General features: G+C 70.2%; 23 protein-coding genes. 12 read left to right on the forward strand and 11 right to left on the reverse strand.

Features of this window, described 5'->3' with window-relative positions; all coding sequences use genetic code 11:
- A partial coding sequence (gene tnpA / locus AB0J16_RS47745; RefSeq protein WP_358552673.1) for an IS200/IS605 family transposase occupies positions 1-233 on the forward strand: 233 nt, incomplete at its 5' end.
- A 130-nt stretch (positions 234-363) separates the two neighbouring features.
- Here tnpA and AB0J16_RS47750 read toward each other — a convergent pair.
- Complete coding sequence (locus AB0J16_RS47750; RefSeq protein WP_358552675.1) at positions 364-1,320, reverse strand: WYL domain-containing protein; 957 nt, start codon at positions 1,318-1,320, stop codon at positions 364-366.
- 90 nt (positions 1,321-1,410) lie between these two features.
- Between AB0J16_RS47750 and AB0J16_RS47755 the strand changes: the two genes are divergently transcribed.
- Entirely contained in the window at positions 1,411-1,833 is a 423-nt protein-coding gene (locus AB0J16_RS47755; protein ID WP_358552677.1) for a VOC family protein, read from the forward strand.
- Here the strand turns inward: AB0J16_RS47755 and AB0J16_RS47760 are convergent.
- The 3 genes from AB0J16_RS47760 to AB0J16_RS47770 form a co-directional block, all read right to left on the reverse strand.
- Complete coding sequence (locus tag AB0J16_RS47760; RefSeq protein ID WP_358552679.1) at positions 1,817-2,965, reverse strand: glycosyl hydrolase 53 family protein; 1,149 nt, start codon at positions 2,963-2,965, stop codon at positions 1,817-1,819. The two genes, AB0J16_RS47755 and AB0J16_RS47760, sit on opposite strands and share 17 nt — an antisense overlap.
- 129 nt (positions 2,966-3,094) lie before the next feature.
- Complete coding sequence (locus tag AB0J16_RS47765) at positions 3,095-4,375, reverse strand: adenylate/guanylate cyclase domain-containing protein (protein WP_358552681.1); 1,281 nt, start codon at positions 4,373-4,375, stop codon at positions 3,095-3,097.
- Positions 4,376-4,528: 153 nt separating this feature from the next.
- Positions 4,529-4,921 (reverse strand): hypothetical protein, encoded by a 393-nt coding sequence (locus AB0J16_RS47770; RefSeq protein WP_358552683.1) that lies wholly within the window; start codon positions 4,919-4,921, stop codon positions 4,529-4,531.
- Positions 4,922-5,022: 101 nt separating this feature from the next.
- On the opposite strand from AB0J16_RS47770, the gene AB0J16_RS47775 reads away from it, so the two are divergent.
- The 10 genes from AB0J16_RS47775 (at position 5,023) to AB0J16_RS47820 (ending at position 15,718) form a co-directional block, all read left to right on the forward strand.
- Complete coding sequence (locus AB0J16_RS47775) at positions 5,023-7,455, forward strand: DUF4132 domain-containing protein (RefSeq protein WP_358552685.1); 2,433 nt, start codon at positions 5,023-5,025, stop codon at positions 7,453-7,455.
- A 101-nt stretch (positions 7,456-7,556) separates the two neighbouring features.
- Positions 7,557-8,054, forward strand: a complete 498-nt coding sequence (locus tag AB0J16_RS47780; RefSeq protein WP_358552687.1) for a MarR family transcriptional regulator — start codon at positions 7,557-7,559, stop codon at positions 8,052-8,054.
- On the forward strand, positions 8,014-9,090 hold the full coding sequence (locus AB0J16_RS47785; protein WP_358552689.1) for an ABC transporter ATP-binding protein: 1,077 nt from the start codon (positions 8,014-8,016) through the stop codon (positions 9,088-9,090). Before AB0J16_RS47780 ends, AB0J16_RS47785 begins: the two co-directional genes overlap by 41 nt.
- Complete coding sequence (locus tag AB0J16_RS47790) at positions 9,087-9,893, forward strand: ABC transporter permease (protein ID WP_358552691.1); 807 nt, start codon at positions 9,087-9,089, stop codon at positions 9,891-9,893. Before AB0J16_RS47785 ends, AB0J16_RS47790 begins: the two co-directional genes overlap by 4 nt.
- Before the next feature lie 96 nt (positions 9,894-9,989).
- Positions 9,990-10,703 carry a hypothetical protein gene (locus tag AB0J16_RS47795; RefSeq protein ID WP_358552693.1) on the forward strand — a complete coding sequence of 238 codons (714 nt, stop codon included), beginning with the start codon at positions 9,990-9,992 and terminating at the stop codon, positions 10,701-10,703.
- Between the two features lie 189 nt (positions 10,704-10,892).
- Positions 10,893-11,675 (forward strand): SGNH/GDSL hydrolase family protein, encoded by a 783-nt coding sequence (locus AB0J16_RS47800; RefSeq protein WP_358552695.1) that lies wholly within the window; start codon positions 10,893-10,895, stop codon positions 11,673-11,675.
- A 29-nt stretch (positions 11,676-11,704) separates the two neighbouring features.
- Positions 11,705-12,895 carry an acyltransferase gene (locus AB0J16_RS47805; RefSeq protein ID WP_358552697.1) on the forward strand — a complete coding sequence of 397 codons (1,191 nt, stop codon included), beginning with the start codon at positions 11,705-11,707 and terminating at the stop codon, positions 12,893-12,895.
- A gap of 11 nt (positions 12,896-12,906) precedes the next feature.
- Positions 12,907-13,527 carry a GerMN domain-containing protein gene (locus AB0J16_RS47810; RefSeq protein WP_358552699.1) on the forward strand — a complete coding sequence of 207 codons (621 nt, stop codon included), beginning with the start codon at positions 12,907-12,909 and terminating at the stop codon, positions 13,525-13,527.
- The gene (locus tag AB0J16_RS47815) at positions 13,524-14,210 is read left to right on the forward strand and encodes a response regulator transcription factor (protein WP_358552701.1); all 687 of its coding nucleotides are present in this window, start codon (positions 13,524-13,526) and stop codon (positions 14,208-14,210) included. Before AB0J16_RS47810 ends, AB0J16_RS47815 begins: the two co-directional genes overlap by 4 nt.
- An 8-nt stretch (positions 14,211-14,218) precedes the next feature.
- Positions 14,219-15,718 (forward strand): HAMP domain-containing sensor histidine kinase, encoded by a 1,500-nt coding sequence (locus AB0J16_RS47820; RefSeq protein WP_358552703.1) that lies wholly within the window; start codon positions 14,219-14,221, stop codon positions 15,716-15,718.
- Here the strand turns inward: AB0J16_RS47820 and AB0J16_RS47825 are convergent.
- From AB0J16_RS47825 to AB0J16_RS47855, 7 genes are all read right to left on the reverse strand, one after another.
- Positions 15,687-16,046: a hypothetical protein gene (locus tag AB0J16_RS47825; RefSeq protein ID WP_358552705.1), complete on the reverse strand. Its 360-nt coding sequence runs from the start codon at positions 16,044-16,046 to the stop codon at positions 15,687-15,689. The genes AB0J16_RS47820 and AB0J16_RS47825 overlap by 32 nt on opposite strands.
- Positions 16,047-16,288: 242 nt before the next feature.
- Positions 16,289-17,977 carry a CBM35 domain-containing protein gene (locus AB0J16_RS47830; protein ID WP_358552707.1) on the reverse strand — a complete coding sequence of 563 codons (1,689 nt, stop codon included), beginning with the start codon at positions 17,975-17,977 and terminating at the stop codon, positions 16,289-16,291.
- Positions 17,970-19,895 (reverse strand): beta-L-arabinofuranosidase domain-containing protein, encoded by a 1,926-nt coding sequence (locus tag AB0J16_RS47835; RefSeq protein ID WP_358552709.1) that lies wholly within the window; start codon positions 19,893-19,895, stop codon positions 17,970-17,972. The genes AB0J16_RS47830 and AB0J16_RS47835 overlap by 8 nt, the downstream gene beginning before the upstream one ends.
- 16 nt (positions 19,896-19,911) lie before the next feature.
- Complete coding sequence (locus AB0J16_RS47840) at positions 19,912-20,718, reverse strand: carbohydrate ABC transporter permease (RefSeq protein WP_358552711.1); 807 nt, start codon at positions 20,716-20,718, stop codon at positions 19,912-19,914.
- The gene (locus tag AB0J16_RS47845; RefSeq protein ID WP_358552713.1) at positions 20,715-21,677 is read right to left on the reverse strand and encodes a sugar ABC transporter permease; all 963 of its coding nucleotides are present in this window, start codon (positions 21,675-21,677) and stop codon (positions 20,715-20,717) included. Before AB0J16_RS47845 ends, AB0J16_RS47840 begins: the two co-directional genes overlap by 4 nt.
- A gap of 3 nt (positions 21,678-21,680) precedes the next feature.
- Positions 21,681-22,940: an extracellular solute-binding protein gene (locus AB0J16_RS47850; protein ID WP_358552715.1), complete on the reverse strand. Its 1,260-nt coding sequence runs from the start codon at positions 22,938-22,940 to the stop codon at positions 21,681-21,683.
- 67 nt (positions 22,941-23,007) lie between these two features.
- Positions 23,008-24,039, reverse strand: a complete 1,032-nt coding sequence (locus AB0J16_RS47855; protein ID WP_358552717.1) for a LacI family DNA-binding transcriptional regulator — start codon at positions 24,037-24,039, stop codon at positions 23,008-23,010.
- Positions 24,040-24,148: the final 109 nt, after the last annotated feature.

Here is a 24,148-nt window from a genome sequence, read left to right on the forward strand (position 1 = left end):
AACTCCGCGAGTTCAACAGCGAACACGACCACGTCCACCTGCTCGTCCACTACCCGCCCAAGGTCGCGATCAGCAAACTCGTCAACTCGTTGAAAGGCGTCTCCTCGCACTACCTGCGCAAGGAGTTCACCGGCCGCATCAACCCCGCCACCATGCACGACCCCTTCTGGTCACCCAGCTACCTCGCCGCCTCCTGCGGCGGAGCCCCACTATCGAGGCGCCGCCCCACCTGAGGTTCCAGGTCCACGCACCGGGATGCCCCGCCTGCGGCGGGCCATCCGCAGGGGACTGCATTCATCCCTGGCCTGAAAGCTGAGACTTTCTGCGGACCTTCGGTAAGTTTGGGCCTTGACCGCTGCCAGGTCAGCGTTCGCCGGCGTACTGGCCGGCCAGCTCGGCGCCGATCCGCGCCAGCTCCGCCTGGACCGACCGCGGCTCGACCACCTCGATCATCGCGCCCCAGCCGGCCAGGTTCCTGGCGATGTCCAGCGGGGTCGGCGCGGCGAGGCGGACCCGGACCCGGACCCGGCCGTGGTCGAGCTCGCCGTCGGTGTGGCAGTGCCGCCCGAAGTGGGTGCGCAGCACCGGCACGAACCTGGCCTCGATGATCACGGTCGCCCACGTACGCGAACGCCGCCGCTCCACCTCCCCCACGACCTGCTCCCACGCGTCGGCGAGCGTGAAATCGTCCGGGCGCTCGGCGGGCTGGTCGGTCGGCTCGGCCTCGATGATCCGGTCGATCCGGAAGGTTCGCTGTCCTCGTTCGGTCCCGGCGATCAGGTACCAGATGTCGTCCTTATCGACCAGGCCCCACGGGTCGATCAGCCGTTCGGTCCGCTCGCGGGCGCTGCCGGCGTAGGTCAGTCGGACCTTCCGCCGGCGGACCACGGCGGCCTGGAGCAGGTCGACCAGCTCGGGGCGGCGGCGATCACGCTCGCCCCATCGGGTGGGGTCGATCATCGTCGCGGCGGCGGCGGCCTCGGCGTCGGCCCGGAAGGTCTGCGGCAGCGCCCGTACGAGCTTGCGCAGCGCCGCCTTCGCCTCACCCGAGACGGCCGCGGCCGGTCCGACGAGCAGGAACAGCGCCTGCGCCTCGATCGCCGACAGGCCACTGAGATCGGTACGGGCGCCGCCGACGAGCGACCAGCCGCCGCCGCGTCCGGCCTGCGGATAGACCGGGATGCCCGCCACGGACAGCGCCTCCAGATCGCGGCGGGCGGTGGCGACGGACACCTCGAGCTCGTCGGCCAGCTCGGCGGCGGTCACCCGGCCACGGCTCTGCATGAGCAGGAGGGCCGCGACGAGCCGGTCAGCGCGCATGTCCCCATCTTCGCCAAGAAAGTGGTCAATTGGTGAGCACTTTAGCTTGGAGGATGGCCATAGACACCGACCGAACGTAAGGAACACCCCATGTTGCGTGGACTCACCACCGTCAGCTTCTTCGCCGACGACGTCCCGGCCGCCCGGGACTGGTACACCGAACTGCTCGGCATCGAGCCGTACTTCGCGCGCCCGGTCGAGGGGCCGCCCGCCTACGTCGAGTTCCGTCTCGGCGACTACCAGCACGAGCTCGGCATCGTCGACCGCCGATTCGCCCCGCACAGCCGGGCCGACCAGGCCGGCGGCGCGGTGATCTACTGGCACGTGGACGACGTCGAGGCCGCCTTCGAGCGGCTGCTGTCCCTGGGCGCCACCGCGCACGACAAGCCGGTCGAGCGGGGGCCGGGATTCGTCACCGCGTCCGTGGTCGACCCCTTCGGGAACATCCTCGGCGTGATGTACAACGAGCACTACCTGGAGATCTTGGCTCCGCGACCTACGGGGTCCATCTGATGCTGGGATTGATGCCGCCCGTCCAGTTGAAGGTGGCCATGTTGTCCCACTGGTCGCCGGTGCCGTTGATGTTGGCCGGGTCCCAGCCGTTGCCGGAGATGGCGTACCAGGTCGGCTCCCAGTAGAAGACGCCGATCGCGCCCGCGCCGCGCGCCGTGTTCTGGACCGCGGCGAACTCGTTCGCCTGCCCCGCCCAGGTGGCCGGGTAGCCCGAGCACGGCGCCGAGCCGGTCACCACGTTCCCCTCGCTGTCGGCGTTGGCCGCGGTGAACGGGTAGGCGGTCTCCGCCACGATGACCGGCTTGCCGTACCGGGACCTCGCGTCGTTGATCACCGTGGACAGGGTGGACAGCGGGCCGTGCCACATGCAGTAGTAGGACAGGGCGGTGATGTCCCACGGCACGCCCTTGGCCTTGATCCCGTCGTAGAACCAGCGGGCGTTGGCGAGACTGTCGGCGTCGGCGGTGTGGATGATCACCTGGGTGCCGCCGTTGCACGCCTTGGTGGCGTTGTACCCGGCCTTGAGCAGCAGGCTCAGATTGGTGAAGTCGTTGTTGATCACCTTGCCGTCGTTCCAGAGCATCCCGACGTTGATCTCGTTGCCGATCTGCACGCTGTCGGGCGTGGTGCCCTGCGCCTTCAGGCTGTTGCAGACGTCGTAGGTGTAGTTGTAGACGTCCGTCTGGAGCTGGCCGATGCCGTGACTCGCCCACGCCGCCGGCTTGAACTGCTTGCCCGGGTCGGCCCAGGTGTCCGAATAGTGGAAGTCGATCATCAGGCCGAGGCCCTTGGCCTTGACCGTCCTGGCGTAGGCCAGGACCTTCGCCTTGTTGTTGTAGCCGCTCGCCGGGTTGTTCCAGACGCGTAAGCGGACGTAGTTGACGCCGACGCCGGCGAGGATGTCCAGTGGGTCGGCGGCTGTCCCGGCGGCGTTGTAGTACTTGGCCCCGAGGTCCAGGCTCCGCTGGACCGACGAGACGTCGGCGCCGCGCATGGTCAGCGTGGCGGCCGAGGCGGGGGCGGGGTTCACGAGTGCGACGGCGAGCAGTGTCGCCAGTGCGAGGAGGAGCGTGCCCCCGATCCTCCAGGGGCGGTTCAGGTGGTTGACGGCCATCCCGATCTCCTTGCTCAAGAAATGGGTGGGCTCCTCTGTGAACGTTCACAGAGGCTCTTGAGCGCCTCTCTGTGAACGTTCACAGACCCTCTTGAGCATGAGAATAAAGAAGGATCTCCCGCCGGGGAAGAGTGGTTTCCCGGGAATTCAGCCCTCGAAGAAGGTCAGCTGGACTCCGGAGACCGTGCGCTGGACGGCGGCGAACCCGTCCAGCTGGGCGCGCTCGCTCCCGGCCTCGGCCAGCCGCTCATGTACGGCCTCGCTCAGATAGACGCGACCGGGCCCGCCGAGATCCTGCGCCATCTTGGAGGCGAGATTCACCGGCGCGCCCGCGATATCCCACCCACCACCCGGCGTCTCACCCGCCAGCACCGGCCCGGCGGCCACCCCGATCCGGCAGACGATCTCGTACTCGGCCAGGCCCGCGCGCAAGCCCTGGGCGAAGCGTACGGCCGGCGCGGCCTCCTCGAACAGGTAGAGAGCCAGAGGTCCAGCGATCTTGATCTCCACGGCACCCCGCGCGGGCATGAGCCGGAGCCCCGTCTCCCTGAGCACGGCCGACAGGGCCAGCCCTCTCAGCAGCCCGAGCTCAGGCGTCTCGGCCGGGGCGACGCTCCGCTCGACCAGGACCACAGTCCGGTCCTGGAGATGCTCGGCGGCCAGCCGCCGGGCCAGCTCGACGTCCTCGGGACGGCGCTCCAACCTCAGCAGGTCGGCGTAGAAGGCCGCGGAGTAGGGAATCGGGTAACGCAGATCCTCGGCGACCGGCCGCACATCCTCCGGACGGGGGCCGTCGAGCACCTGATGGACGGCGCCGACCAGGCTCTCGGGGCCGTCCTTGCGGCGCAGGACGAAGGCGTGGTCAGGCGGCAGCCGGTCGACGACCGCCCCCGTCACCACGAGCTCCCCGCCTTCGGTGTGGTTCTCCGCGATGTCCTCGATCGCGTCCGCCTCCGCGCCGTACAGCCCACCGGCCAGGCCGTAGAAACTCCCGCAGTGCGCACCGATGCCGATCCGTACGCGGCAAGAGCGTTCGATCTCGTCCTGGACCTTCAGCAGGGCCGACAGCAGCACCCCCGCGTCCGCCGATTCCGGATGGAACATCTGGGCGTTGTCCGCCGCCCACACACCCACCGCCTCGCCGCCGATGGCCCTGGTGCGGGCGTGCAGGATCCGCTTGGGCCGGTCGATGAGCGCCAGCACCTCCAGCAGCCCCAGCCGCTGGCTGAGCTTCGTCAGCCCGGCCGAGTCGGACACCACGTTGTAACCGCGGACCGCGAATCGGCCCAGCAGCCGCCGCGCGTCCTCGTGGCTTTGACCGGTGTCACGCCACTGCTGGATCAGCGCCAGCGGCAGACCGGCCGCGGAGCGCGGCTCGGTGTCGAAGGTGCTCGGGATGTACGCGCCCGTGGGGGGTTCGGAAGCCACCCGACCACCGTATATCACTCAGCGCACTTGTATAAACGCTCTCTGTTACGGCCCCGCGCGGCCGAGGAGGCGCTGGCGCGAGCGGGCGCCAGGGGCGACAGCCGCGCCGCCAACCAGCGGCGGCGGTCTCTGGAGGACGCCGCCGCACCCGTCTCAGCCTCCGGCCAGCGGGACAAGCTTGACGAACGAGATCACCGGATCCGCGGTCAGGTCGATCGACTCGTCCAGATCCTCGATCTGACGATCACCGACCAGCAGGATGAACCCGTTGCGCACGAACGCCCGCTCGGCGATGTCCGCCTGACGCTCCCAGTCGATCCGCCGCGCCGCGCGCATCCGGTAGCCGTTCAGCTCGACCTCGGCGTCGTCCGGCTTGACCAGCCCGTTGAACCTGGGCGAGGGCGCCGCGTTGTACCGGGCGACCTCCTCGCGCACGCGCAGCCGCAGTAGCTCACGAGCGGTGATCCGGTCCGGCAGGCCGGGCAGCGTGAACTCCTCCAGCGGCCGGCCACTCGCGCTCTCATCACGGAAGGTGACCTGAGCCATCGATGATCTCCTGTGGCAGTGGGATGACCCTTGACTACCAGCCGCCTCCGACAAACTGGCCTGCGGCGAATTCTGTCGGACGGCTTCGGCATGATCCAGGCATGCGCGAACTCACCGTCGACGAGACGGTCGCGGCCGCCTTCGCGTCCGCGAGCTGGATCATGGAGGCGATCGTCCAGGAGCTTGAGCTGGAGGGACGGTCATACTCCTGGCTCTGGCCGGATGACCGGGACGAACGGGGTGCCGAGAAACTGCGGCGCCAGGCCCGGAATGTCCGGCAGGAGCGGGTGGCACGGCTGCGCCACACCGAGGGAACCGACCGCCGGGCCGCTGTGATCTACCTGGCTCAACCCGGGCTGGACGAATACTACGAGGAGCTGGAGCTGGCCTTGTCCGGCTCCGACGGCTGGACCGCAACCGGCGTGACCGCGCTGCTCTCGGTCGTGGGCAGCCGGGAGCTTCAATACTGGGACGTCACCTGGGTGTGCCAGGTCGTGAACCTGGTGCTGGAAATCGACATCGCCGAGCGGCAATCCCTGCGCGAGTCAGTCACCCGGCTGATCGAGGCCATGGCCCACGTCCCGCTACCTGCCGATGACCGACGACGTCTGCACCGCCGGATCACGCTGGCCCTGCCCGGCGACCCGACGACGCTGCCGCTGTCGGCACTGGTACGCGCCGACGCCTGGGCCTCGTCCGTACGCGATCATCTTGGGGACGCGCCCGCACCCCACCTGGTCAAGCTGGTCGAGCATCTGTGCGAGGTACATACGCCGCGGCCCACCCAGACGTGGCGCGCCCGCTGCCTGACCCTGCTGGAGCCCGCCGGTGCGCGGGAGTTCGTGCGGTTCGCGCTGGCGGCCTTCATCCGCGAGGTGTCCGACGACGGCAACCGGCGGATGGTGTCCGAGGCGAACACGGATGTGGCCCGCGGGACCATCTGGGCGGCGACGCTGGCCCGGGTCGACGATCTGGCGGCCACTCTGACCTGGTTGGCCGTCCATCTGGGTGGTGACCGCGCCCGATTCACGCAGGATCTGGTGGTCGCCGGTGCCGCGATCAACGCGCTCGGCGAGGGCGACGACCCGCAGCCGCTCTGGCGGCTCCAGACCTCGATCAAGCACCGGGCGCTGCGCAAGCAGGTCGACACCGCGCTCGCCACGGCCGCCGGACACGCCGGGATCACACCGGCCCAGCTGCTGGAGCGGGGTGTGCCGGCCCACGGACTCGCCACCGACGGGACCCGCTCGTGGCGGCTTGGCGACCACACCGTGGTGCTGACCGTCCGGGACGCGGTCACCGTACGACTCGGCTTCACCACGGCCGACGGCACCGCGATCCGTGCCCTCCCCGCGGCGGTGAGGGAAACCCATGCCGAGGTACTCAAGGCCATCAAGGCCGTCCAGAAGGAGGTCCGCCAGACGCTGGCCGCCGAGCGCGCCCGTGTGGAGGGGCTGTTCACCGTCGACCGGACCTGGTCGCACGAGGACTGGGCCCGTCACTACCTCAACCATCCGATCACCGGGGTGGTGGCGCGCGGGCTGATCTGGGAGGCGGATGGGACGGCCTTCCTGCCCGGCGACGCCCCACCCGGGGCCGAGATCCGGCTGTGGCATCCCGCGCGCGCCGCGCTGGCGGAAGTGGCGGCCTGGCGGGAGACGGTGACCGGGCGACGGCTGCGCCAGCCGTACAAGCAGGCTTTCCGGGAGGTCTACCTGCTCACCCCCGCCGAGGAGAGCACCGGGGTCTACTCCCCTCGGTTCGCCGCCCACATCGTCGACCACGCGCGGCTGTACGCGCTGCTCAAGGAGCGCGGCTGGCAGACGCTCTGGCTGCGCGCCTTCCACGGCGAGCAGGAAGCCGTGGCCAAGAAGGAACTGGCGGAGGGCGCCTGGCGGGTCCGCTTCCGCTACGAGACCGCCGCGGTGGCCGACCACGAGGTGACCCTGGCCGCCACCGATCAGGTCCGCTTCGACCGGCGCGAGGGGCGCGCCTGGCGGGAGACGCCGCTGGCGCTGGTTCCGCCGCTGGTGTTCAGCGAGGCGATGCGGGACGTGGACCTGTTCATCGCGGTCACCTCGATCGCCGCCGAGCCGGATTGGATCGACCGGGGCGAGGACGGTTTCAGCGGCCAGGAGCGATTCGGCGACGGAGAACGTTTCGGTGGGTATGTGCGGGAGGCCGCCTTCGGCGCGCTGCCGCCGTCGGCCGAGGTCCGCCGCGACGCGCTGGCCCGGATCCTCCCCCGTACGGCGATCGCCGACCGCTGCACGCTCACCGACCGCTACCTGGTCGTCCGCGGCGTCCTGCGCACCTACCGGATCCACCTGGGCAGCGGCAACATCCTCATGAGCCCCGGCGACGTCTACCTGTGCATCGTCACAGCCCGTAAGCGGGACGCCAAGCTGTTCCTGCCCTTCGAGGAGGACGGCCGCCTGGCTCTCATCCTCAGCAAAGCCTTCCTGCTCGCCCAAGACAGCAAGATCACCGACGAGACCATCCTCCAGCAGATCCGCCGGGAAGACGCCCCTTGATGATCGCGGCCGACGAAACCGGCCGACCCCAAAAAGCTATGGGACAAAAATATACGAGCTCGTAATGTATGGCTCCAAACAAATTCGCTATCCTGACGAACATGACGTCTGACCATTCAGCGGAGTCCGACCTCCAGCAGGCACCGCTCCCCTATCTGGTGTCGATCGCGGGAAACGTGCTGAACAGCCGTTGGAACGCTCTGTTGAGCCAGGAGCACGGCGTGTCCGTCGCGGGGATGAACGTGCTGCTGGCCCTGAGCCGCGGGTCGGGCACCCACAGCGAGATCGCCCGGCGCTGCCGGGTGCACGTCTCCACCCTGACCGGAATCGTGGACACGCTCGCCCGCGATCACCTCGTGGACCGCCTACGGGACACCGTGGACCGCAGAAAGGTCCTGCTGGCGCTCACGCCGCGCGGCAAGAAGATCACCGAGCGCGTGGGGAACGTCCTGAGCGAGGCGCCCCCGCTCACCCCCAGCCTGGCGGACCCCGAGCACGAGGCGATCATCCGCGCGTTCCTCATCGACACGATCGAATTCGACGAACGGGAGGCCACTCGTGCCCGGATCGCAGACACAGAGAGCGGCGAAGGTCGGTGACTCCGCCGTCGCCATCGACGCCCTGGTCAAGAGATATCCCGGGGCTCCGGCGAACGCCGTCGACGAGCTCTTCCTCGAGGTCCGCCCAGGAGAGATCTTCGGCCTGTTAGGCCCCAACGGTGCGGGCAAGAGCACCACGATCGGCATCCTCACCACCCGCGTCATCCCCACCGGCGGCACGGCCACCATCCTGGGCGTGGACGTCGTGGCCCGCCCCGTGGCGGCGCGCCGGCTCCTGGGCGTCGTGCCCCAGGTCAACAACCTCGACCGCTCCCTCAACGCCTGGCAGAACCTCCTCTTCCACGCCGCCTACCACGGCGTACCGCGAGCGGTCAGCAAGAGCCGGGCCACCGAGCTCATGGAGTCCTTCGGGCTCGCCGGGCGGGGCCGCGACAGCGTCAACACCTATTCGGGCGGCATGGCCCAGCGCCTGCTGATCGCCCGAGCCCTGATGCACGACCCTCGCGTGCTGTTCCTCGACGAGCCGACGACCGGGCTCGACCCGCAGGCGCGGCTCTTCGTGTGGGACCGGATCCGCGAGCTGCGCGCCGCGGGGGTGACGGTCGTCCTGACCACGCACGACATGGACGAGGCCGCCGACCTGTCGGACCGGGTCGGCATCATCGACCACGGCAAGCTGCTCGCGCTCGGCACGGTCCACGCGCTCACGCGCGGTCTGGAGGGGAAGAGCATGCTGGACATCACCATCGCGCAGGTCCCCGGGCCGGCCGCCCGGGAGCTGCCGGACGTCCTAGCGTCGCAGGGCGCCCAGGAGCCGCCGGGTGCCCGGGAGCTGCTGGACGTCCTGGCCGATGTCGACGGCGTCGAACGCGTTGAACGCGTGGAGTCCGCACCCGCCGAGCCAGCCATGAGCGAGACGCGTTTCCGGCTCTACGTGAGCCAGGATCCCGCCGCCGTGCTCGGACCGGTGGCGCAGCTGCTGGCCAAGCGCGACTGTCCCATCACCAACGTCCAGATCGGCGAGCCGAGCCTGGAGGACGTCTTCATCACCCTCACGGGGAGGAGCCTGCGATGAGCGTGTCCGCCCAGACGGCCGTCCGCAGGGGCGTCAGCCCGTTGCGCGTGGTTCTCGCGATCCTGTGGCGCGATGCCGTCGTGACGTGGCGCGACATCACCTCGGTGCTCGCCCAGGTCGTACTCCAGCCACTCGTCATGCTCTTCATCTTCGTCGGCGTGCTCGGCCGCCTGGCCTACGTCGACCCCTCCTACAACGACGTGCTGCTTCCCGGCGTGGTCGCGATGAGCGGCTTCGTGGCGGCGCTCCAGGCCGTCGCCCTGCCGCTGATGATGGAGTTCGGCTACACGAAGGAGATCGAGGATCGCCTGCTGGCGCCGGTCTCGATCTCCCTGGTCGGCCTGGAGAAGGTGCTGGCGGCGGCGCTGCGCGCGCTGTTCGCCGCCGCGGTCACGCTGCCCGCCGGCATGCTGATCATCCAGGACGCGACGTTCCGGGTCGACGGCCTTCCGCTGCTCGTGCTGTCGGTCCTGCTCGGTGGCTGGGCGGCCGGGGCAATCGGGCTGATCATCGGTACGCTGCTGCCGCCCGGCAAGGTCGGCATCATGTTCGCCCTCATCATCGCGCCGATGCTGTTCACCGGCGGCACCCAATACCCGTGGCCCTCGCTCGGCAAGCTGCCCTGGTTCCACGTCCTGACGGCGCTCAATCCGATGACGTACTCGAGCGAGGGAGTACGGGCGGCACTGGAGCCGCAGGTGCCGCACATCGAGCCGTGGATCTCGATCGCCGTGCTCACCGGCTTCTGCGTGGCGCTGACCGCCGTCGGGATGGTGAGCTTCCGCCGCCGGTCGCTGACCTGAGAACGCCGCCATGACCTCCCCTCTCGGGAAGCCGCGGCCCGACGGGATGACGTTTACGTCGTGAGCGGCGCGGGCACCGATGGCGAGGGTGATCAGATGCCTGGCAGATACACACGCTCCACGGACGTACGGGGCATTCTGCTGCGCGTGTGGCCGGCCGTGCTGGCGATCGCGCTGGCCTTCGGAAGAGGCTATCTCGACGCCTACGGCCCAGCAGGCTGGGTCGGGGTCGTCCTGGCGATCATCGGTTTCTTCGTGGCGGTGGCACCGATCGGCCTGGCGTTCTTCAGGTGCACCCGGGTGTTACTGAGCCTCGCGATGGGCATGGCGCTGATCTACTGTCTCAATCTGGCCCACGAGGCCGTGGCGCGGCAGGCGCTGGCCCAGCGCGGCCAGGTGAGCGAGTGCCTGGTACGCCAGGAGACCCCGCAACAGCGCACCGTCACCGACACCCACTACCAGCCCGGCACCTCCCCCGGCGACCCGGGCACCACATGGACGTCCACGCGCAGCGAGACCTACTACGACTACCGCCTGGGCTGCTCACAGGGCGGTCCGGACTCGATGACGACTCGCATCTCCGTGGCGCGGCCGGGCACCACCATCGCGGTCCTCTGGGATCCCACCGGACGAATCGACCCACGCCCGGCCGCGCCCGGCGACACCCCGGCCGAGGACTTCCGCGCCGCCGGGCTGGCGGGCGGAGCAGGCGTCCTGCTGGCTCTCCTCGACGCCATGCTCGACGCCACCGGCTTCCATCTCGGACTTCCCCGCTGGCTCACCGCGCGCCGCTTCCGGCGACGCCGCTGATCGATGTCGCTGGTCGATGTCGCTGATAGACGCCGCTGATAGACGCCGCTGATCAACGCCGCTGATCGACGCCGGGAACCGCTCCACCCAGACGCAGGGGCACTGCCTTCGTGACAGCCCATCCCCCGCTGTGTGATGAAACGATGACAACGCGGTTGACCTCCGGAATCGTCTGCTTGCCTGATGGTCATGCAAGCGACTCCCTTTTTCTCCGCTGGCCGTACCGGAGCGTTCCTGGCCGTGGCCGTCGCCGTCGGGGCCACGCTCGCGGGTTGCGGCGCCTCCACCGCCTCCACCAGCGATGGGCAGCAGACCGGTCAGCCCGCGACCGGCGTCAGGGTCTTGTGGATGGGTGACTCCATCGCGGGCGCGCAGGCCCCAGCCCTGGAGGCGGCGCTGAAGGCCGGCGGTGTGGCGTTCAAGAACGCCACTTCCGACGGCGGCGGCAACATCGTCGCCGGTGACCATCCGGTGACGGCCATGGGGGCCAAGGACACCTGGAAGACCCTCAAGGCGAACCTCGCCTCCTTCCGGCCGACGGTGATCGCGTACCAGATCACCAGCTACGACTGGGGCGCCGCCAGCCAGCAGCTGTCGGCCTACCAGAAGCTCGCCCGAACGGCCGAGGACGCCGGCGCCCGGCTCGTACTGGTGTCCGCCCCGCCGTTCAAGATCGACGATTTCTTCAAGCCGCACGAGAACGCGATCAAGACCGCGCCCACGATGGCCGCCAAGGCCGCTCACGCAAGCTACCTGGACGCCTCCGAGCTGTGGGGCAGCGACTACGCCGCCGGCAAGGCCCAGCGCGCCAAGGACGGCATCCACTCCTGCCAGCAGGGGTCGGCGGCCTTCGCCACCTGGTTCGCCAAGCGGCTCGGCGAGCTGGCCGGCTTCACCCCGGCCGCCCCCAGCGTCTGGGCCACCGGGCCGTGGACCGGCGACGAGCGCTTCGCCAAACTCGGCTGCGGCTGATGGTGCCGATTCCTCGCGGCGAGAGGTTGATGGTTTCAGCCCCTCGACGCGCGCACATCGGCGCGCTTGACGGGCTGCGCGGGCTCGCTGTCACCGCGGTCCTGCTGTTTCACGCCGGCCAGATGCGCGGCGGGTTCCTGGGCGTCGACCTGTTCTTCGCCCTGTCCGGCTTTCTGATCACCGGCCTGCTGCTGGAGGAGCTCGGCAGCGGCGGCCGGCTCAACCTGATGGCCTTCTGGGGACGCCGGGCCCGCCGTCTCCTGCCCGCGCTGACCGTCATGGTCACGGTGACGCTACCGCTGGCCTGGGCGTTCGCCAGGCCGGACATGCTGAGGTTCGCCCTCCAGGACGCGCCATGGGTGGCCGCCCAGAGCGTGAACTGGCACTATATCCACGAGCAGCTCGGATACTGGGATGCCGCCGGCACCCGCCCGTTCGCCCATCTGTGGAGCATCGGCGTCGAATGGCAGTTCTACCTGGCCTGGCCGCTGATGGTGGCATTGGCCGGAAAAGGGCTCGGCGGGCAGCGGCGAGTCGCGCTCGTAGCGGTCGCCGGTGCGCTCATCTCGCTCCTGCTCATGATCAAGCTTGGGGCGGCCGTGGACACCACCCGCGCCTACGAGGGCACCGACACCCGGGCCTTCTCTCTCCTGCTCGGCGCGGCCGCCGCCACGGCACCCGTCCGAGACGCCGTGGCCGGGCTGCCGCGCCTGGCCGTGGACGCGATCTGTGTCCCGCTGCTGTGCGGGCTGTCCGTCTCATGGCTGCTGACCGATGGGGAAGAGGCCCCGGGCCTGTTCCAGGGCGGGATCTTCGCGCACTCCCTGGGCAGCGCCGTGCTGATCGCGCTCCTGGCCCGTACACCGGACGGTCTGGTGGGCAGGGTGGTCGGCAGCACCGTGCCGAGGCGGCTGGGCGAGCTGTCCTACAGCCTGTACCTGTGGCACTGGCCGGTCTATCTGCTGCTGCCCCGGCCGGTGGCCGGGCTCGACGGCTGGGGCTGGACGATCGCCGCGGTCGGACTGTCGCTGCTGGCCGCGCTAGTCTCGAAGGCCGTGGTCGAGGATCCGGTACGACTGCGCGCCCGGTGGGCCACCGGGCGGCGCGGATGGGCGGCGCTGGCCGTCGCGGGGGTGATGGCGGTGGGGCTGTGGGCGGCGATACCGCGGCCGCGACCCGGTGCCGGGACGGTCGATGTGAGCATGCTGAACCAGCCGTAGCCGGAGAGACCATGCCGAAGAACGAGAGCGAACACATGCCGGGGGTGCTCCGGCGGATGGCGCCTGTCATGCCGCGGGCGCTGTGCCGGGTGGCGACCGGCCTGCCGGGGACGCTGTGCCGCGTGGCGGCTGGTCTGATCACGTTGGCGGCGCTGGCGGGCTGCGGGATCACCGACACCGGCGCACTCCCCGCCGGTCAGCCGGCCCAAGGTGGCCTGACCGAGAACAGCAGCCGCCTGCTGCGGGTGTACTTCGTCACGCCTGAGGGCACCTGGCCGGTCTCCCGGCCGGCATCGGACGGAGACCGGTTGCGACAGGCCATGGACGCGCTGCTCGCCGGCCCCACAGCGGCCGAGCGGGCCCGAGGGCTGATCACGCGGCTGCCGTCGGTGGCCCGGCCGATCCGGGCCAGTACGACCAAGGGCCGGGTGCAGTTGCGTTTACCGTGGCTGGTGCGCGACCTGCGGCCGGTGGCGGTGAGCCAGCTGGTGTGTACGGCCGCCGCGTCCCCGGGCATCGGCGCCGACCCCGTCGTCGAGGTGTTCGAGCCCGGCATGGCGGGCGACCCCTGGCCGGTCAGGTGCGATGAGAGCGGGTCGGCCATCCCGGCCAAACAGGGAGCCCCTTCGTGACCCGCGTACTACTGATCGAAGACGACCCGGCCGTGCGCCGGGGCGTGAGCCTCGGCCTGCGTCACCGAGGCCACGAAACCCTGCTGGTGGCGACCGGCGAGGACGGGCTGGCCGAACTCATCGCGAGCGCTCCCGAGGTCGTACTGCTCGACCTCATGCTCCCCGGCATGAGCGGCCTGGAGACATGCCGCCGCATCCGCGCCTTCAGCCAGGTGCCCATCGTGATCCTTTCCGCGCGCGACGATGACGTGGACGTCGTCGTGGGCCTGGAAGCCGGCGCCGACGACTACGTGATCAAGCCTGCCAGCAGCGAGGTCATCGAAGCCCGCATGCGCGCGGTGCTGCGCCGTACCACCCAGCCCGCCTCCCCCGGCCAGGCCGCCCGCACCATCCACGGCGACCTGCTCGTCGACCGGGTCGCCTTACGCGTGCTCAAGCACGGCGCGCAACTCGCGCTGGCGCCGACAGAGCTGAAGCTGCTGCTGTTCCTGTCCGCCGCGCCCGAACAGACCTTCAGCCGCCAGCAACTCCTGGAGCTGGTCTGGGAACACAGCTTCCACGGCGACTGCCGGCTGGTCGACGCGTGCGTGATGCGGTTGCGCGCCAAGATCGAGGACGACCCGCGCGACCCCCGCTACATCCAGACCGTGCGCGGCTTCGGCTACCGGTTCGGGCCGCTGTGATCCGCAGCGTGCTCGGCCGCTGGGTGATTCACCCCGTACGCGGCCTCGGCCGGTGGTCGGGGGCTGTGATCCGCCCGCCCCTCGCCCGAGGTCTGCGGGCCCAGCTGGTCCTGGTGTTCCTGCTGGTCTCGGCGCTCAGTGCGCTGACCGCCGCCGCGTTGACCTTCCGGCAGGGCCGTACCGCGATCGTGGAGCGGGTCCAGGCCGACGCCCTGCAGGAGCTCCGCGCCCACCTCACCGCCCGGACGCCCGACCTGCCCGCAGACCCCGCCGAGGCGGACCTGCGTACGCTGGCGCTGCAACTGGACCGCGCGGCGGGCACGCGCGGCTGGCGCACCGCCCTGTCCTATCGCGGCGGCCCGCTCATCACCGCCGGGGCGCCGGCGCCGCCGCTGCCCGCGCAACTGCGTACCCAGGCGGCCACGGCGACCACCGCGCTGGCCCAGCGCTTCCACCACGCCCGGACGCCCTGGCTGGCCGTGGCCCTTCCCGTCGTCGCCACCGCACGCCCGCACAGTCCCCCGCCGCTCACCGTCTTCGCCTCCTTCTCCCTGGCCTCCCAGCAGCAGGACGTGGACACCCTGGCGGCGGCCGCCCGCTCCGGAGCCCTGCCCGTCGCCCTGGCCTCCATCGTCCTCGCGCTGCTGGCCGCCCGCAGACTGCTGCGACCGGTCCGGCAACTGCGGACGGCCGCCGAGCGGATGGCGGGCGGCAGCCTGGACACCCGCGTGAACGTCACCGGCGACGACGAACTCGCCGACCTCGGCCGTACCTTCAACACCATGGCGGCCACGCTCCAGGCCGACGCGGCCGCGCTGCGCGCCATGGAGGCGCGGGCGCGCCGGTTCGCCGCCGATGTCTCCCACGAGTTGCGTACGCCGCTGGCGGCCATGGCCGCCGTGACGGAGGTCCTCGACGCCGACGCCGCCTCCGGCCGCCTCGCGCCACTCACCGCCGAAGCGCTGCACCTGGTCTCCGACGAGACGCGCAAGCTCACCCGCCTGGTCGAGGACCTGATCGAGGTATCCCGCTTCGACGCCGGTGCCGCCGTACTGAACCTCGACGAGGTCGACCTGGGCGAGTTCATCGCCAAGACGCTCGCGTTGCGGCACTGGCGGGACCGGGTCCGCGCCGATGTCCCCCCGGGGCTGCGCGTCCGCCTCGACCCGCGCCGCGTCGATGTCATCCTCGCCAACCTCGTGGGCAACGCACTGGGTCACGGCGGCGCGGCGGTGTCGGTGCTCATCCAGGTGCGGGCCGGTTTCGAGCAGATCACCATCGCTGTCTCCGACGACGGGCCCGGCATCCCCGCCGACCTTCTGCCCCACGTCTTCGACCGCTTCACCAAAGCCGACGCCGCCCGTACCCGAACCGACGGCAGCGGCCTGGGCCTGGCCATCGCCACCGAGAACGCGCGCCTGCACGGCGGCACCCTCACCGCGGCCAACGCGCCCCACGGCGGAGCCATCCTGACCCTCACCCTGCCTCGCGACCCGCTGCCGAGCTGAAGGGACCTGATCCAGGCCGCCGATCCGATACGGCATCCGGCGGTCCGGACATCCAGGCGATCAGTCCTATGAGAGTCAGGACGGGGACGGCGATCAACGCGGGAGAATGCCAGCCGGGAGCCAGTATCTCAAGATCGCCGTCATCATTGAGCAGCCAAAACCGGGTCAGGGGAGAGAGCAGCACACCCACGACCAAAGTCAGTTCGTACAGGATGAACCACACGCCGGTCGGCACGGTGGGCCGGGAGGGTGATCGATGGTTCAGCCGGTCGAGCACGGCGATGAGAATCGCCTCGGCGGCCAGGATCAGGGTGACGCCGAGCGTCACATGTTGACCGCGGCGTACAGGATCGGGGCTGCCAGAGCGGTCGAATATGTCAGGCGACGTACGTTCATGCGCTGTCCCCTCGCCGTGCGCCCGCGGCCGGAGCGGGAGGCGCGTCCTCTCGGATCCGCGGCTCGATGATGACACACCACTCCGGGCCCGCGGTCCGTGAGCAGGCCAGGCTGTCCTGGGCCTGCGCCGCCCCGGCGCGGCGGACCGCGGCCGGGGCGTGCCGTGGCGTTCGGTCAGGTGAGCTCGATGTAGTCCAGTTCGGCGTATCCGGTGCCGCCCGCGAAGTACGGCGAGCCCTTGGCCAGGCGGATCACGTTGTAGCCGGCACCGAGCGTGACAGTGCTACTGATCGTGGCGCCGAACTGGCCCCAGGCCGGAGTAGGCGGATAACTGACCGTGCTCCAGGCGCCGCCGTTGTAGGCCAGGCCCTGCGTGGCGGTGGCGCCGGTGCCGTTGGCGTAGCCGATGGTCATCGTGTACGCGCGAGCGGCGGGCACGTTCACCACGAAGTCGACGTAGCTGTCGGTACGCGGCGTGCCCGAGTTGTCGATCCGGCCCACATAGCCGCCGCCCGACGCGCTTGAGGCGCTCAGCCGCTGGGCGCGGAACACCGAGGCGTTCTCGGCCTCATACCGCCGCTGGTAGGCGGGCACCCCGCTGACCGGCTCGACGATGAGCTGGTAGGCGCTGGTGGCGGCCATGTTCGGCACGGACACGCTGAGCTGGCCGCCGCTCACCGCGCGGGTGGTGGTGGAGATCGTGGTGGGTGCGCTCACGGCGGTGAAGCGGCCGCTGGACGGGGTGGACAGCAGCGTGACGCGGACGCTGGAGCCCAGTGCGCCGATGCCCGTCAGGTTGACGGTGTTGGTGCCGGACTCGTTGCCGAACACCACGTTGACGATCTTGCGGGTGCCGTCGTAGGAGGCGAACCCGTCCAGGCCGGTCTGCGTGCCCGGCGTCGTCGCGACCATGCTGCCGGCCATGTCGCCGTACCACTTGTACAGCCACCAGGTCCCGGTGGGCTGGTTGTTGTTGACGACCAGGCCGTTCATGGTGCCGTACTCGTACCAGAAGGCCCGATGCGCGGACTCCACGCCGCCGCGCTCGAACTTGGCCACGTAGCTGGCGATCCGGCCGGGTACGTCCACCTCACCGGTGGCGGCGTACTCGTTGATGGAGACCCGGCGCGGGCTGATGCCCAGGGAGGACTCCAGGTTCCGGTAGTCGGCGAGGTCGGCGGCGATCCGGCCGGGGTTCACCAGCTCGTGCCAGCAGATGATGTCGGGCAGCGTGCCGGTGTCCCTGGCACGGGTCAGGAACGACTGCATCCAGGAGCGGTTGTACGTGGCGGTGCTGGGGCCGACGACGGGCGTCAGCGTGTCGAGCGCGCGCACCGCCCGGTACGTACGCACCCAGCCGTCGTTGAAGGCGCCCGCGGCGGCGGTGTTCCAGGTCCAGTCGGGCTCGTTCCAGAGCTCCCAGCCGATCACGTTCGTGACTGTCGAGGCCGAGAGCCGGGCGTTGACCATGGTGTTCACCTTGGCCAGCCAGTCGTTCCAGCTCACCCACCGGTAGGGGAAGTCCGGGTAGATGTCGGGCATCCGGACGAACTCGCCAGCGCCGACCCGGGTGGCCTGCGGAGCCACCAGCAGCGAGTCGCCACCAGGCGGCTGACCGTTGGGGCGCTGGCCCACGCCGGGCGCGGGCTGGGTCAGCGAGTTCACCTTGATCGGTAACAGGGTGGAGTCGGCCGGCCTGCTGTTCTCCGCGAGGCCGTACAGGCCGCCCGAGGCGACGTGGGTCACCGGCCGGAACGGCTGGGCGACGTTGACGGTCAGCGTCGCGCCCGCCGCCGCGGCCGGGGGCGTGAAGGTCGCCAGGGTCGCGGCCGCGGTGATCACGGCTAAGAGGGGTTTACGCACGGTGCTCTCCTTCGGGGGGTTGGGATGCGGGCAACCAGATGCGCATGCTCGACGGGCCGCGATGCGCCCATGAGTGGTAGGGCCGCAGCGGCACGTCGAACCATTCGGCGTTATCGACGGGTGTGGTGGCCGTGGGATAGGGCCATGGCCGGTCGGCGTACGCGGGCAGCCGGCCGCGGAGCCGGACGCCGCCGGGTTCCGCATGCGGGGCGGACAGGGGGTCGATCGTCAGAGCGTCGAGCCCGCCGGGGTCAGGGAGGTCGCGGGACTCTACGCACAGGACCTCCGGGCCACGTTCGACGGCGACGCAACCGCGTACAGCGTCGATGCGCGGATCCGGCCGGGTGAAGCGCGGCGCCATCGGCAGTTCGAGGGTGATGACCTCACCCACGCGGAAGGCGCGCCGAACCTCGACCATGCCGGGCTCGACGGACTGGGGCCGCCCATCGATGATCAGCGTGGCTCCGGCCGCCCATGCGGGAACCCGCAGCGCGAGCGTCCATGGCGCCGGCTCGTCGGCCGCTATCCGGACGCGGATGGTCCCGGTCTCGGGGTAGCCGGTCTCGACGTCTACGGCCACCCGCCTGCCGTCCGGCAGTTCGGCGCTGATGGCGCACGAGGCGTACTGGTGGATCTGGAGGCCGTCGTCGTCCGCGGTGGCGAGGTAACCGCCGAGGCTCGCCAGCGTCCGCGCGACGTTGGTGGGACAGCAGGACACGTCGAACCAGGCGGCCCGGGTGCCCCCTTCGGCACGCGGGCTCACCTCGGTGCCGTCCGTCGGCTTGCCCGGCACCCGCTGATGGAGGGGGTTGGCGTAGAAGAAGGCCCGGCCGTCGGGACTCGGGGAGGTCGCGATGATGTTGTAGAGCGTGCGCTCGATCAGGTCGGTGTAGCGGACGTCGGCGGTGGCCAGGTACAACCGCCACGAGACCATGATCGAGGCGACCCCCGCGCACGTCTCGCAGTACGCCCGGTCCGGCGGCAGCTCCCAGTCCTCGCCGAACCCCTCGTCCTGGTGGCGTGAGCCCATGCCTCCCGTGATGTACGTCCGGCGCGCGACGGAGCGCTCCCACTGCCGTTCCACCGCCCGCAGCAGCTCGTCGTCGCCGCGCTCGACGGCCACGTCCACCGCCGCGGCGGTGAGGTAGAGCGCGCGGACCGCGTGGCCACGCCACACGTCGGCCTCCCGGATCGGGACGTCGTCCTGGAAGTAGGCCCGTCCCAGCGGAATGTCGCGGAGCGTGCCGTGCCCACGGCGGTCAAGGAACAGGCGGGCCTGCTCGACGTAGCGCTCCTCCCCCAGCGCCCGGCCGAACTCCGCCAGGCCGACCTCGATCTCCGGGTGCCCGCAGATCTTGGGCAGGCCGTCGGCCCCGAAGGTCCGGCACACGTGGTCGGCGGCCCGCCGCGCGACCCGTACCAGGTCGTCCTCGCCGGCCGTGCGCAGCCGCGCGACCGCCGCCTGCAGGAGATGGCCGATGTTGTAGAGCTCGTGCCCGCCTTCGAGGTCGCTGTAGCGCGGCCGCTGCTCGCCGTGCCCGAAGCAGGTGCCGAGGTATCCGTCCGGATCCTGCGCCCGGGCGACGCGCGCGGTGAGCCGCTTGATCGCGGCTTCCGCCTCCGGGTCGCCGGTACGACCCGTCTCCCAGGCCAGGGCCTCCAGGAGCTTGTAGACCTCCGAATCGGAGAACGGCCAGCCGGGCCGGTCGGGCGAGGTCGTCCCGTCGGCGACACGATCGAAGTTCGCCAGCCAGCCGAGGCGCTCCATCCACGACTCGCAGTGGGCCAGGGTCGCCGTGCCGTTGACGGCCTGGCGGGCGGCCCAGAAGCCGCCGGTGATGGAGACCTGCGCGAGGGGACGTACCCGGCCGCGGGAGGGCAGCACGGGACAGGAGCCGCCCGTCGTGCCTTCGGTCATGTCGTGCGCCTTTCGTTCAGTCTTTGACGGCGCCCGCGGTGACCCCGGCGGCGATGTAGCGCTGCGCGAGAACCAGCAGGAAGGCCGCCGGGATGGACGCGATCACGGCCGTCGCCATGATCGAGTTCCACTGCGTGGTGTTGTTGCCGATGTAGCGGTAGATGCCGAGGGTGATCGGGATGACGTCGCTGTTGCGGTTGAGGGTCGAGGCGAAGATGAAGTCCGACCATGCCCACAGGAAGGCGAAGAGCGAGACCGTGATCACCGAGTTGCGGCTCAGCGGCAGGATGATGGACCGGAACGTGCGCCAGGTGCTCGCCCCGTCGATCTGGGCCGCGGCCATGAGCTCGCGGGGGATGTTCGCCATGAACGCCCGGAAGAGCAGCACCGCGAACGGCACGGCCAGTGTCGAGTCGGCGACGATCAGGCCCGCTACAGTGTTCAGCATCCCGAGCCTGATGTAGATCGCGTAGAAGCCCATGGCCATGACGACGGCGGGGATCATCTGCGCGACGAGGAGCAGGAAGTCGAACCCGCGGGCGCCGCGCGGCCGCAGTTTCGCCAGCGAGTAGCCCGCGGGCAGGGCCACGAGCAGCGTGAGCGCGACGGTGCCGAGGCCGATGAAGAGGCTGGTGGCGAGGGCGGGCAGTTGCTGGCCGAGCGCCGCGGTGTAGCCCTCGAACGTGGGGTTCCAGGGGAACCAGTGGGGCGGATCGGCCCGCATGTCGCTCGTCTTGGTGAGCGAGACGTTGAACATCCAGTAGACGGGGAAGAGCATCAGCCCCACCAGCACGACACCGAGCACCGTCTTCCACCTGCTCATGCCTGTTCCTCCCTGCGCTGCAGGCGCACGTACGCGAGTCCGGCGGTGAAGGCGATGAGGATGAGCAGGTTGCCGACGGCCGCCGCCGGGGAGAAGTCGGGCTGGCCGGTGCCGAACGCCTCCCGGTACGACCAGCTGGCCAGCGTCGTGGACGCGTCCGCCGGACCGCCCTTCGTCATGATCCAGATGATGTCGACGACCTTGAGCGTGTAGATCAGGCCGAGCAGCAGAGTGATCGCCGACACCGGGCGCAGCAGGGGGAAGGTGATGCGCCAGAACCGCTGCCACGAGTTCGCCCCGTCCAGGCCGGCGGCCTCGTACAGGTCGGCCGGGATGTTCTGCAGCCCGGCGTAGAGGATCACCAGGTTGAAGGGGATCCCGAGCCAGATGTTGGCGACCGTGACGGACAGCAGCGAGGTGTCGGGGGACGTCAGCCAGTTGATCTGGCCGATCCCGAACGCCTGGAGGACCGTGTTGACGATGCCGTTGTCGCTGTTGAGCATCCACGACCAGGTCGAGGCGGAGACGATCAGGGGCAGCAGCCACGGCACGAGGAACATCGCGCGTAGTACCGCGGAGAGGCGGAAGTTGCGGTGGAAGAAGACGGCGAGGGCCAGGCCGAGGGCGTACTGGACGGCGATGGACCCGAGGGTGAACAGGGCCGTGTTGCGCAGGGCCGCCAGGAAGGTGTCGTCGGAGACGATGTCCAGGTAGTTGTCCAGCCCGGTGAATTCCGGGTTGCCCTGCACGAAGGCGCGCGGCGTGTAGTCGTGCACGCTGAGGTCGATGTTGCGGTAGAGCGGATAGGCGTAGAAGACGGCCAGATAGACGACGAGCGGCGCAAGGAAGGCGAAGGCGGTCCACTGCCGCGGCCGGCGCCGCTCGGCGGAGCCCGCCGCCCGGCTCGCCGTGCTGTCGTCGAAGGCCGCCACCGCGTGGGGGCGAGTCCTCGTCAGCACAGCTCAGCCGCCGATCGCCTGCTTGGCCTGGGCTTGTGCTTCCTTGAGCGCGTCAGCCGGGCTCGCCGTGCCGCTCAGCGCCTTCTGCACCGCCGTCCACATGGCCTCGGAGATCTTCGGGTATTTGGTGCCGAGGTTGTCGCTCGTTCGGCCCTTGGCCGATCGCACCGCTTCGACCCACGGCTGCAGGCTGGGCTCCTTCGCCAGGATCGCCTTCTGCCCTTCTGCGGTGGACGGGATGTAGTACGCGAACGTCGTACCGGTTTCCACCAGGCCCTCGGGCGTGGTCATGCATTCGAGGATCTTCTTGGTGGTGTTGTAGCGCTGGGTGTCCTTCTGCACCGGGACCGTGATGAACTCGCCGCCCGTGGGTGTGGGGGCGGCCCCGCCGTCCTTGCCCGGGATCTGCACGATGCCGGTGGGGAAGCCGGCTTTCGCGGCGCTGTTGATCTGCCAGGTGCCGTTCTCGGCGAACGCGAACTCACCGGTGAGGAACTCCTCCCACGTGGTGTTCTGGGAGTTGCTGATGACCGAGTTGGGGGCGATGCCGTCCTTGACCCACGAGTTCCACAAGGTGAGCGCCTCGACGGCCTGGGGCGAGTCGAGCTGCGTGAGCTGCGCGCCGGAGCCCCAGAACCACGGCAGGAACTGGAACGAGCCCTCCTCCGTGCCGATGGCCGAGAAGGTGATCGGCTTCTTGCCCGCGGCCTTGACCTTCTTCAGCGCGGAATTGAGCGAGGCCCAGTCCTTGATCGATTTCGGGTCGACACCGGCGGCGTCGAGGATCTTCTTGTTGTAGTACAGCGCGAGGGTGTTCGCGCCGATGGGGATGCCGTACGTCTTGCCGTCCAGCTCTCCGGCGGCGATGAGGTTCTTGTCGAATCTCGCGGTGTCGAGGCCGAAGTCGCCCATCGAGGTGAGCATCCCCGCGTCCGCCAGGGTGGAGACGGCGGGGTTGTCGAGGAGGATGACGTCGGGCGCGTTGCCTTCCTGGCCCGCGAGCAGGGCCTGGTTCGTCAGCGCGGTCGTGTCGTACGCGGTGCGCTTGATGGCGACGCCGGCCTGCTGCCCGCAGGCGTTCACCCGCTTGGCCCAGGCGGAGGCCGGGTCGTGCTGCGGGTACGGGTCCCACCACGTGTAGGCGCCGCCCGCGGATGCGCTGCTGGTGGCGGCGCCGCCCTGGGGAGCCGATGAGCAGGCGGCCAGAGCGGACAGTGCCAGGACGGCGGCACCGACCTTGGTGGACGTGGATGGACGGGGCATTGGATTCCTCCAATGTTAGCGCTCACATTTTACTGTGGCCGGACGGTCGTGGGGCTGTGGCCCGCGCTCAGCGGGCGGGCGGGGCCTTCGGGGGTGCGGTGCTTCCCCGTGACACCAGTTCGGGAGAGATGAAGCGGACGACGAACGGCTCGCTTCGGGCCGCCGCCGATTCCACGCGGCGTACGAGCTGGCGCACCGCCATGGCGCCCAGACGGTCGGGTGCGCTCTCGATGAACGAATAAGGCAGGGAGAAGGTCGCGGCGAACTCGGCGGAGTAGCGCCCGATGACCGACAGGTCCTCGGGCACCCGGAGTCCCCGCCCGTAGGTGACGGAGGGCAGCGCGGCAGCGGCCGCCTCGTTGTTGATGAGCAGGCCCGTCGCCGAGGGGTGCGCGTCGAGCAGGGCGTTGAGCAGGCGTCCGACGGCCGGCTGCCGGGACTCGCCGTACACCGCGTGCAGCGTGACACCGAGCTGCCGCGCGCGTTCCAGCGCGGCGTCCCTCAGCCGCCACACGTACGCGCCGCCGCGCTCGACCACGTGTTCCGGCTGCGAGACCAGGATGAGCTCGCGGTGGCCGAGCCGGTGGAGGTGATCCACCATGCCCCTTCCGGCCTCCTCGAAGTCGAGGTCGAACACGTCGAGTCCCGAGCAGTCGCCCGGCAGGCCGACCAGGGCGCCCGGTTGCGGCGCCGCACGCAGGATGGGCAGTCGCGCGTCCTCCTGCGCGATGTTCATCAGAACGACGCCGTCCACCATCCGGGAATCGGTGACGCGCCGCAGCGCCCGCGCGCCGTCGGCCTCGGTGACCAGCAGCGTGTCGTAGCCCAGGTCGCGGGCGGTGTCCGTGACGCCGAGGATGTACTGCATCATCGCGGGCGCGAACTCGTCTTCGTGGAACTGGGCGAGCAGACCGAGGACCTTGGTCTGGGATGTGGCCAGTGCGCGAGCGCCCGCGTTCGGCGTGTACGCCAGCGCCTCGGCCGCCGCCAGCACGCGCAGGCGGACCTCTTGCGAGATGGGCCGCTTGCCCGACAGCGCGTAGGACGCCGTGCTGCGGCTCACGCCGGCCTCCCGGGCCACGTCTCCGATCGTCGCCATTCTCACCTCCTGCGTCGAATTGTTGTCGCGTCATCGTCGAACCGGTTCGACGATGACGTAAAAGGCTCCCTGCATCGAGGACCGGATGGCCGGACGAAAAACGCCTTTT

The sequence above is a fragment of the Nonomuraea sp. NPDC049750 genome (genome assembly GCF_040659625.1).
Taxonomy (GTDB): domain Bacteria; phylum Actinomycetota; class Actinomycetes; order Streptosporangiales; family Streptosporangiaceae; genus Nonomuraea.

Bases quoted from the DNA above. Each gene is read 5' to 3' on its own strand.
- AB0J16_RS47750 (WP_358552675.1), bottom strand. From the start codon at position 1,320: ATGCGCGCTGACCGGCTCGTCGCGGCCCTCCTGCTCATGCAGAGCCGT.
- AB0J16_RS47755 (WP_358552677.1), top strand. From the start codon at position 1,411: ATGTTGCGTGGACTCACCACCGTCAGCTTCTTCGCCGACGACGTCCCG.
- AB0J16_RS47770 (WP_358552683.1), bottom strand. From the start codon at position 4,921: ATGGCTCAGGTCACCTTCCGTGATGAGAGCGCGAGTGGCCGGCCGCTG.
- AB0J16_RS47775 (WP_358552685.1), top strand. From the start codon at position 5,023: ATGCGCGAACTCACCGTCGACGAGACGGTCGCGGCCGCCTTCGCGTCC.
- AB0J16_RS47780 (WP_358552687.1), top strand. From the start codon at position 7,557: ATGACGTCTGACCATTCAGCGGAGTCCGACCTCCAGCAGGCACCGCTC.
- AB0J16_RS47790 (WP_358552691.1), top strand. From the start codon at position 9,087: ATGAGCGTGTCCGCCCAGACGGCCGTCCGCAGGGGCGTCAGCCCGTTG.
- AB0J16_RS47795 (WP_358552693.1), top strand. From the start codon at position 9,990: ATGCCTGGCAGATACACACGCTCCACGGACGTACGGGGCATTCTGCTG.
- AB0J16_RS47800 (WP_358552695.1), top strand. From the start codon at position 10,893: ATGCAAGCGACTCCCTTTTTCTCCGCTGGCCGTACCGGAGCGTTCCTG.
- AB0J16_RS47805 (WP_358552697.1), top strand. From the start codon at position 11,705: ATGGTTTCAGCCCCTCGACGCGCGCACATCGGCGCGCTTGACGGGCTG.
- AB0J16_RS47810 (WP_358552699.1), top strand. From the start codon at position 12,907: ATGCCGAAGAACGAGAGCGAACACATGCCGGGGGTGCTCCGGCGGATG.
- AB0J16_RS47835 (WP_358552709.1), bottom strand. From the start codon at position 19,895: ATGACCGAAGGCACGACGGGCGGCTCCTGTCCCGTGCTGCCCTCCCGC.
- AB0J16_RS47840 (WP_358552711.1), bottom strand. From the start codon at position 20,718: ATGAGCAGGTGGAAGACGGTGCTCGGTGTCGTGCTGGTGGGGCTGATG.
- AB0J16_RS47850 (WP_358552715.1), bottom strand. From the start codon at position 22,940: ATGCCCCGTCCATCCACGTCCACCAAGGTCGGTGCCGCCGTCCTGGCA.
- AB0J16_RS47855 (WP_358552717.1), bottom strand. From the start codon at position 24,039: ATGGCGACGATCGGAGACGTGGCCCGGGAGGCCGGCGTGAGCCGCAGC.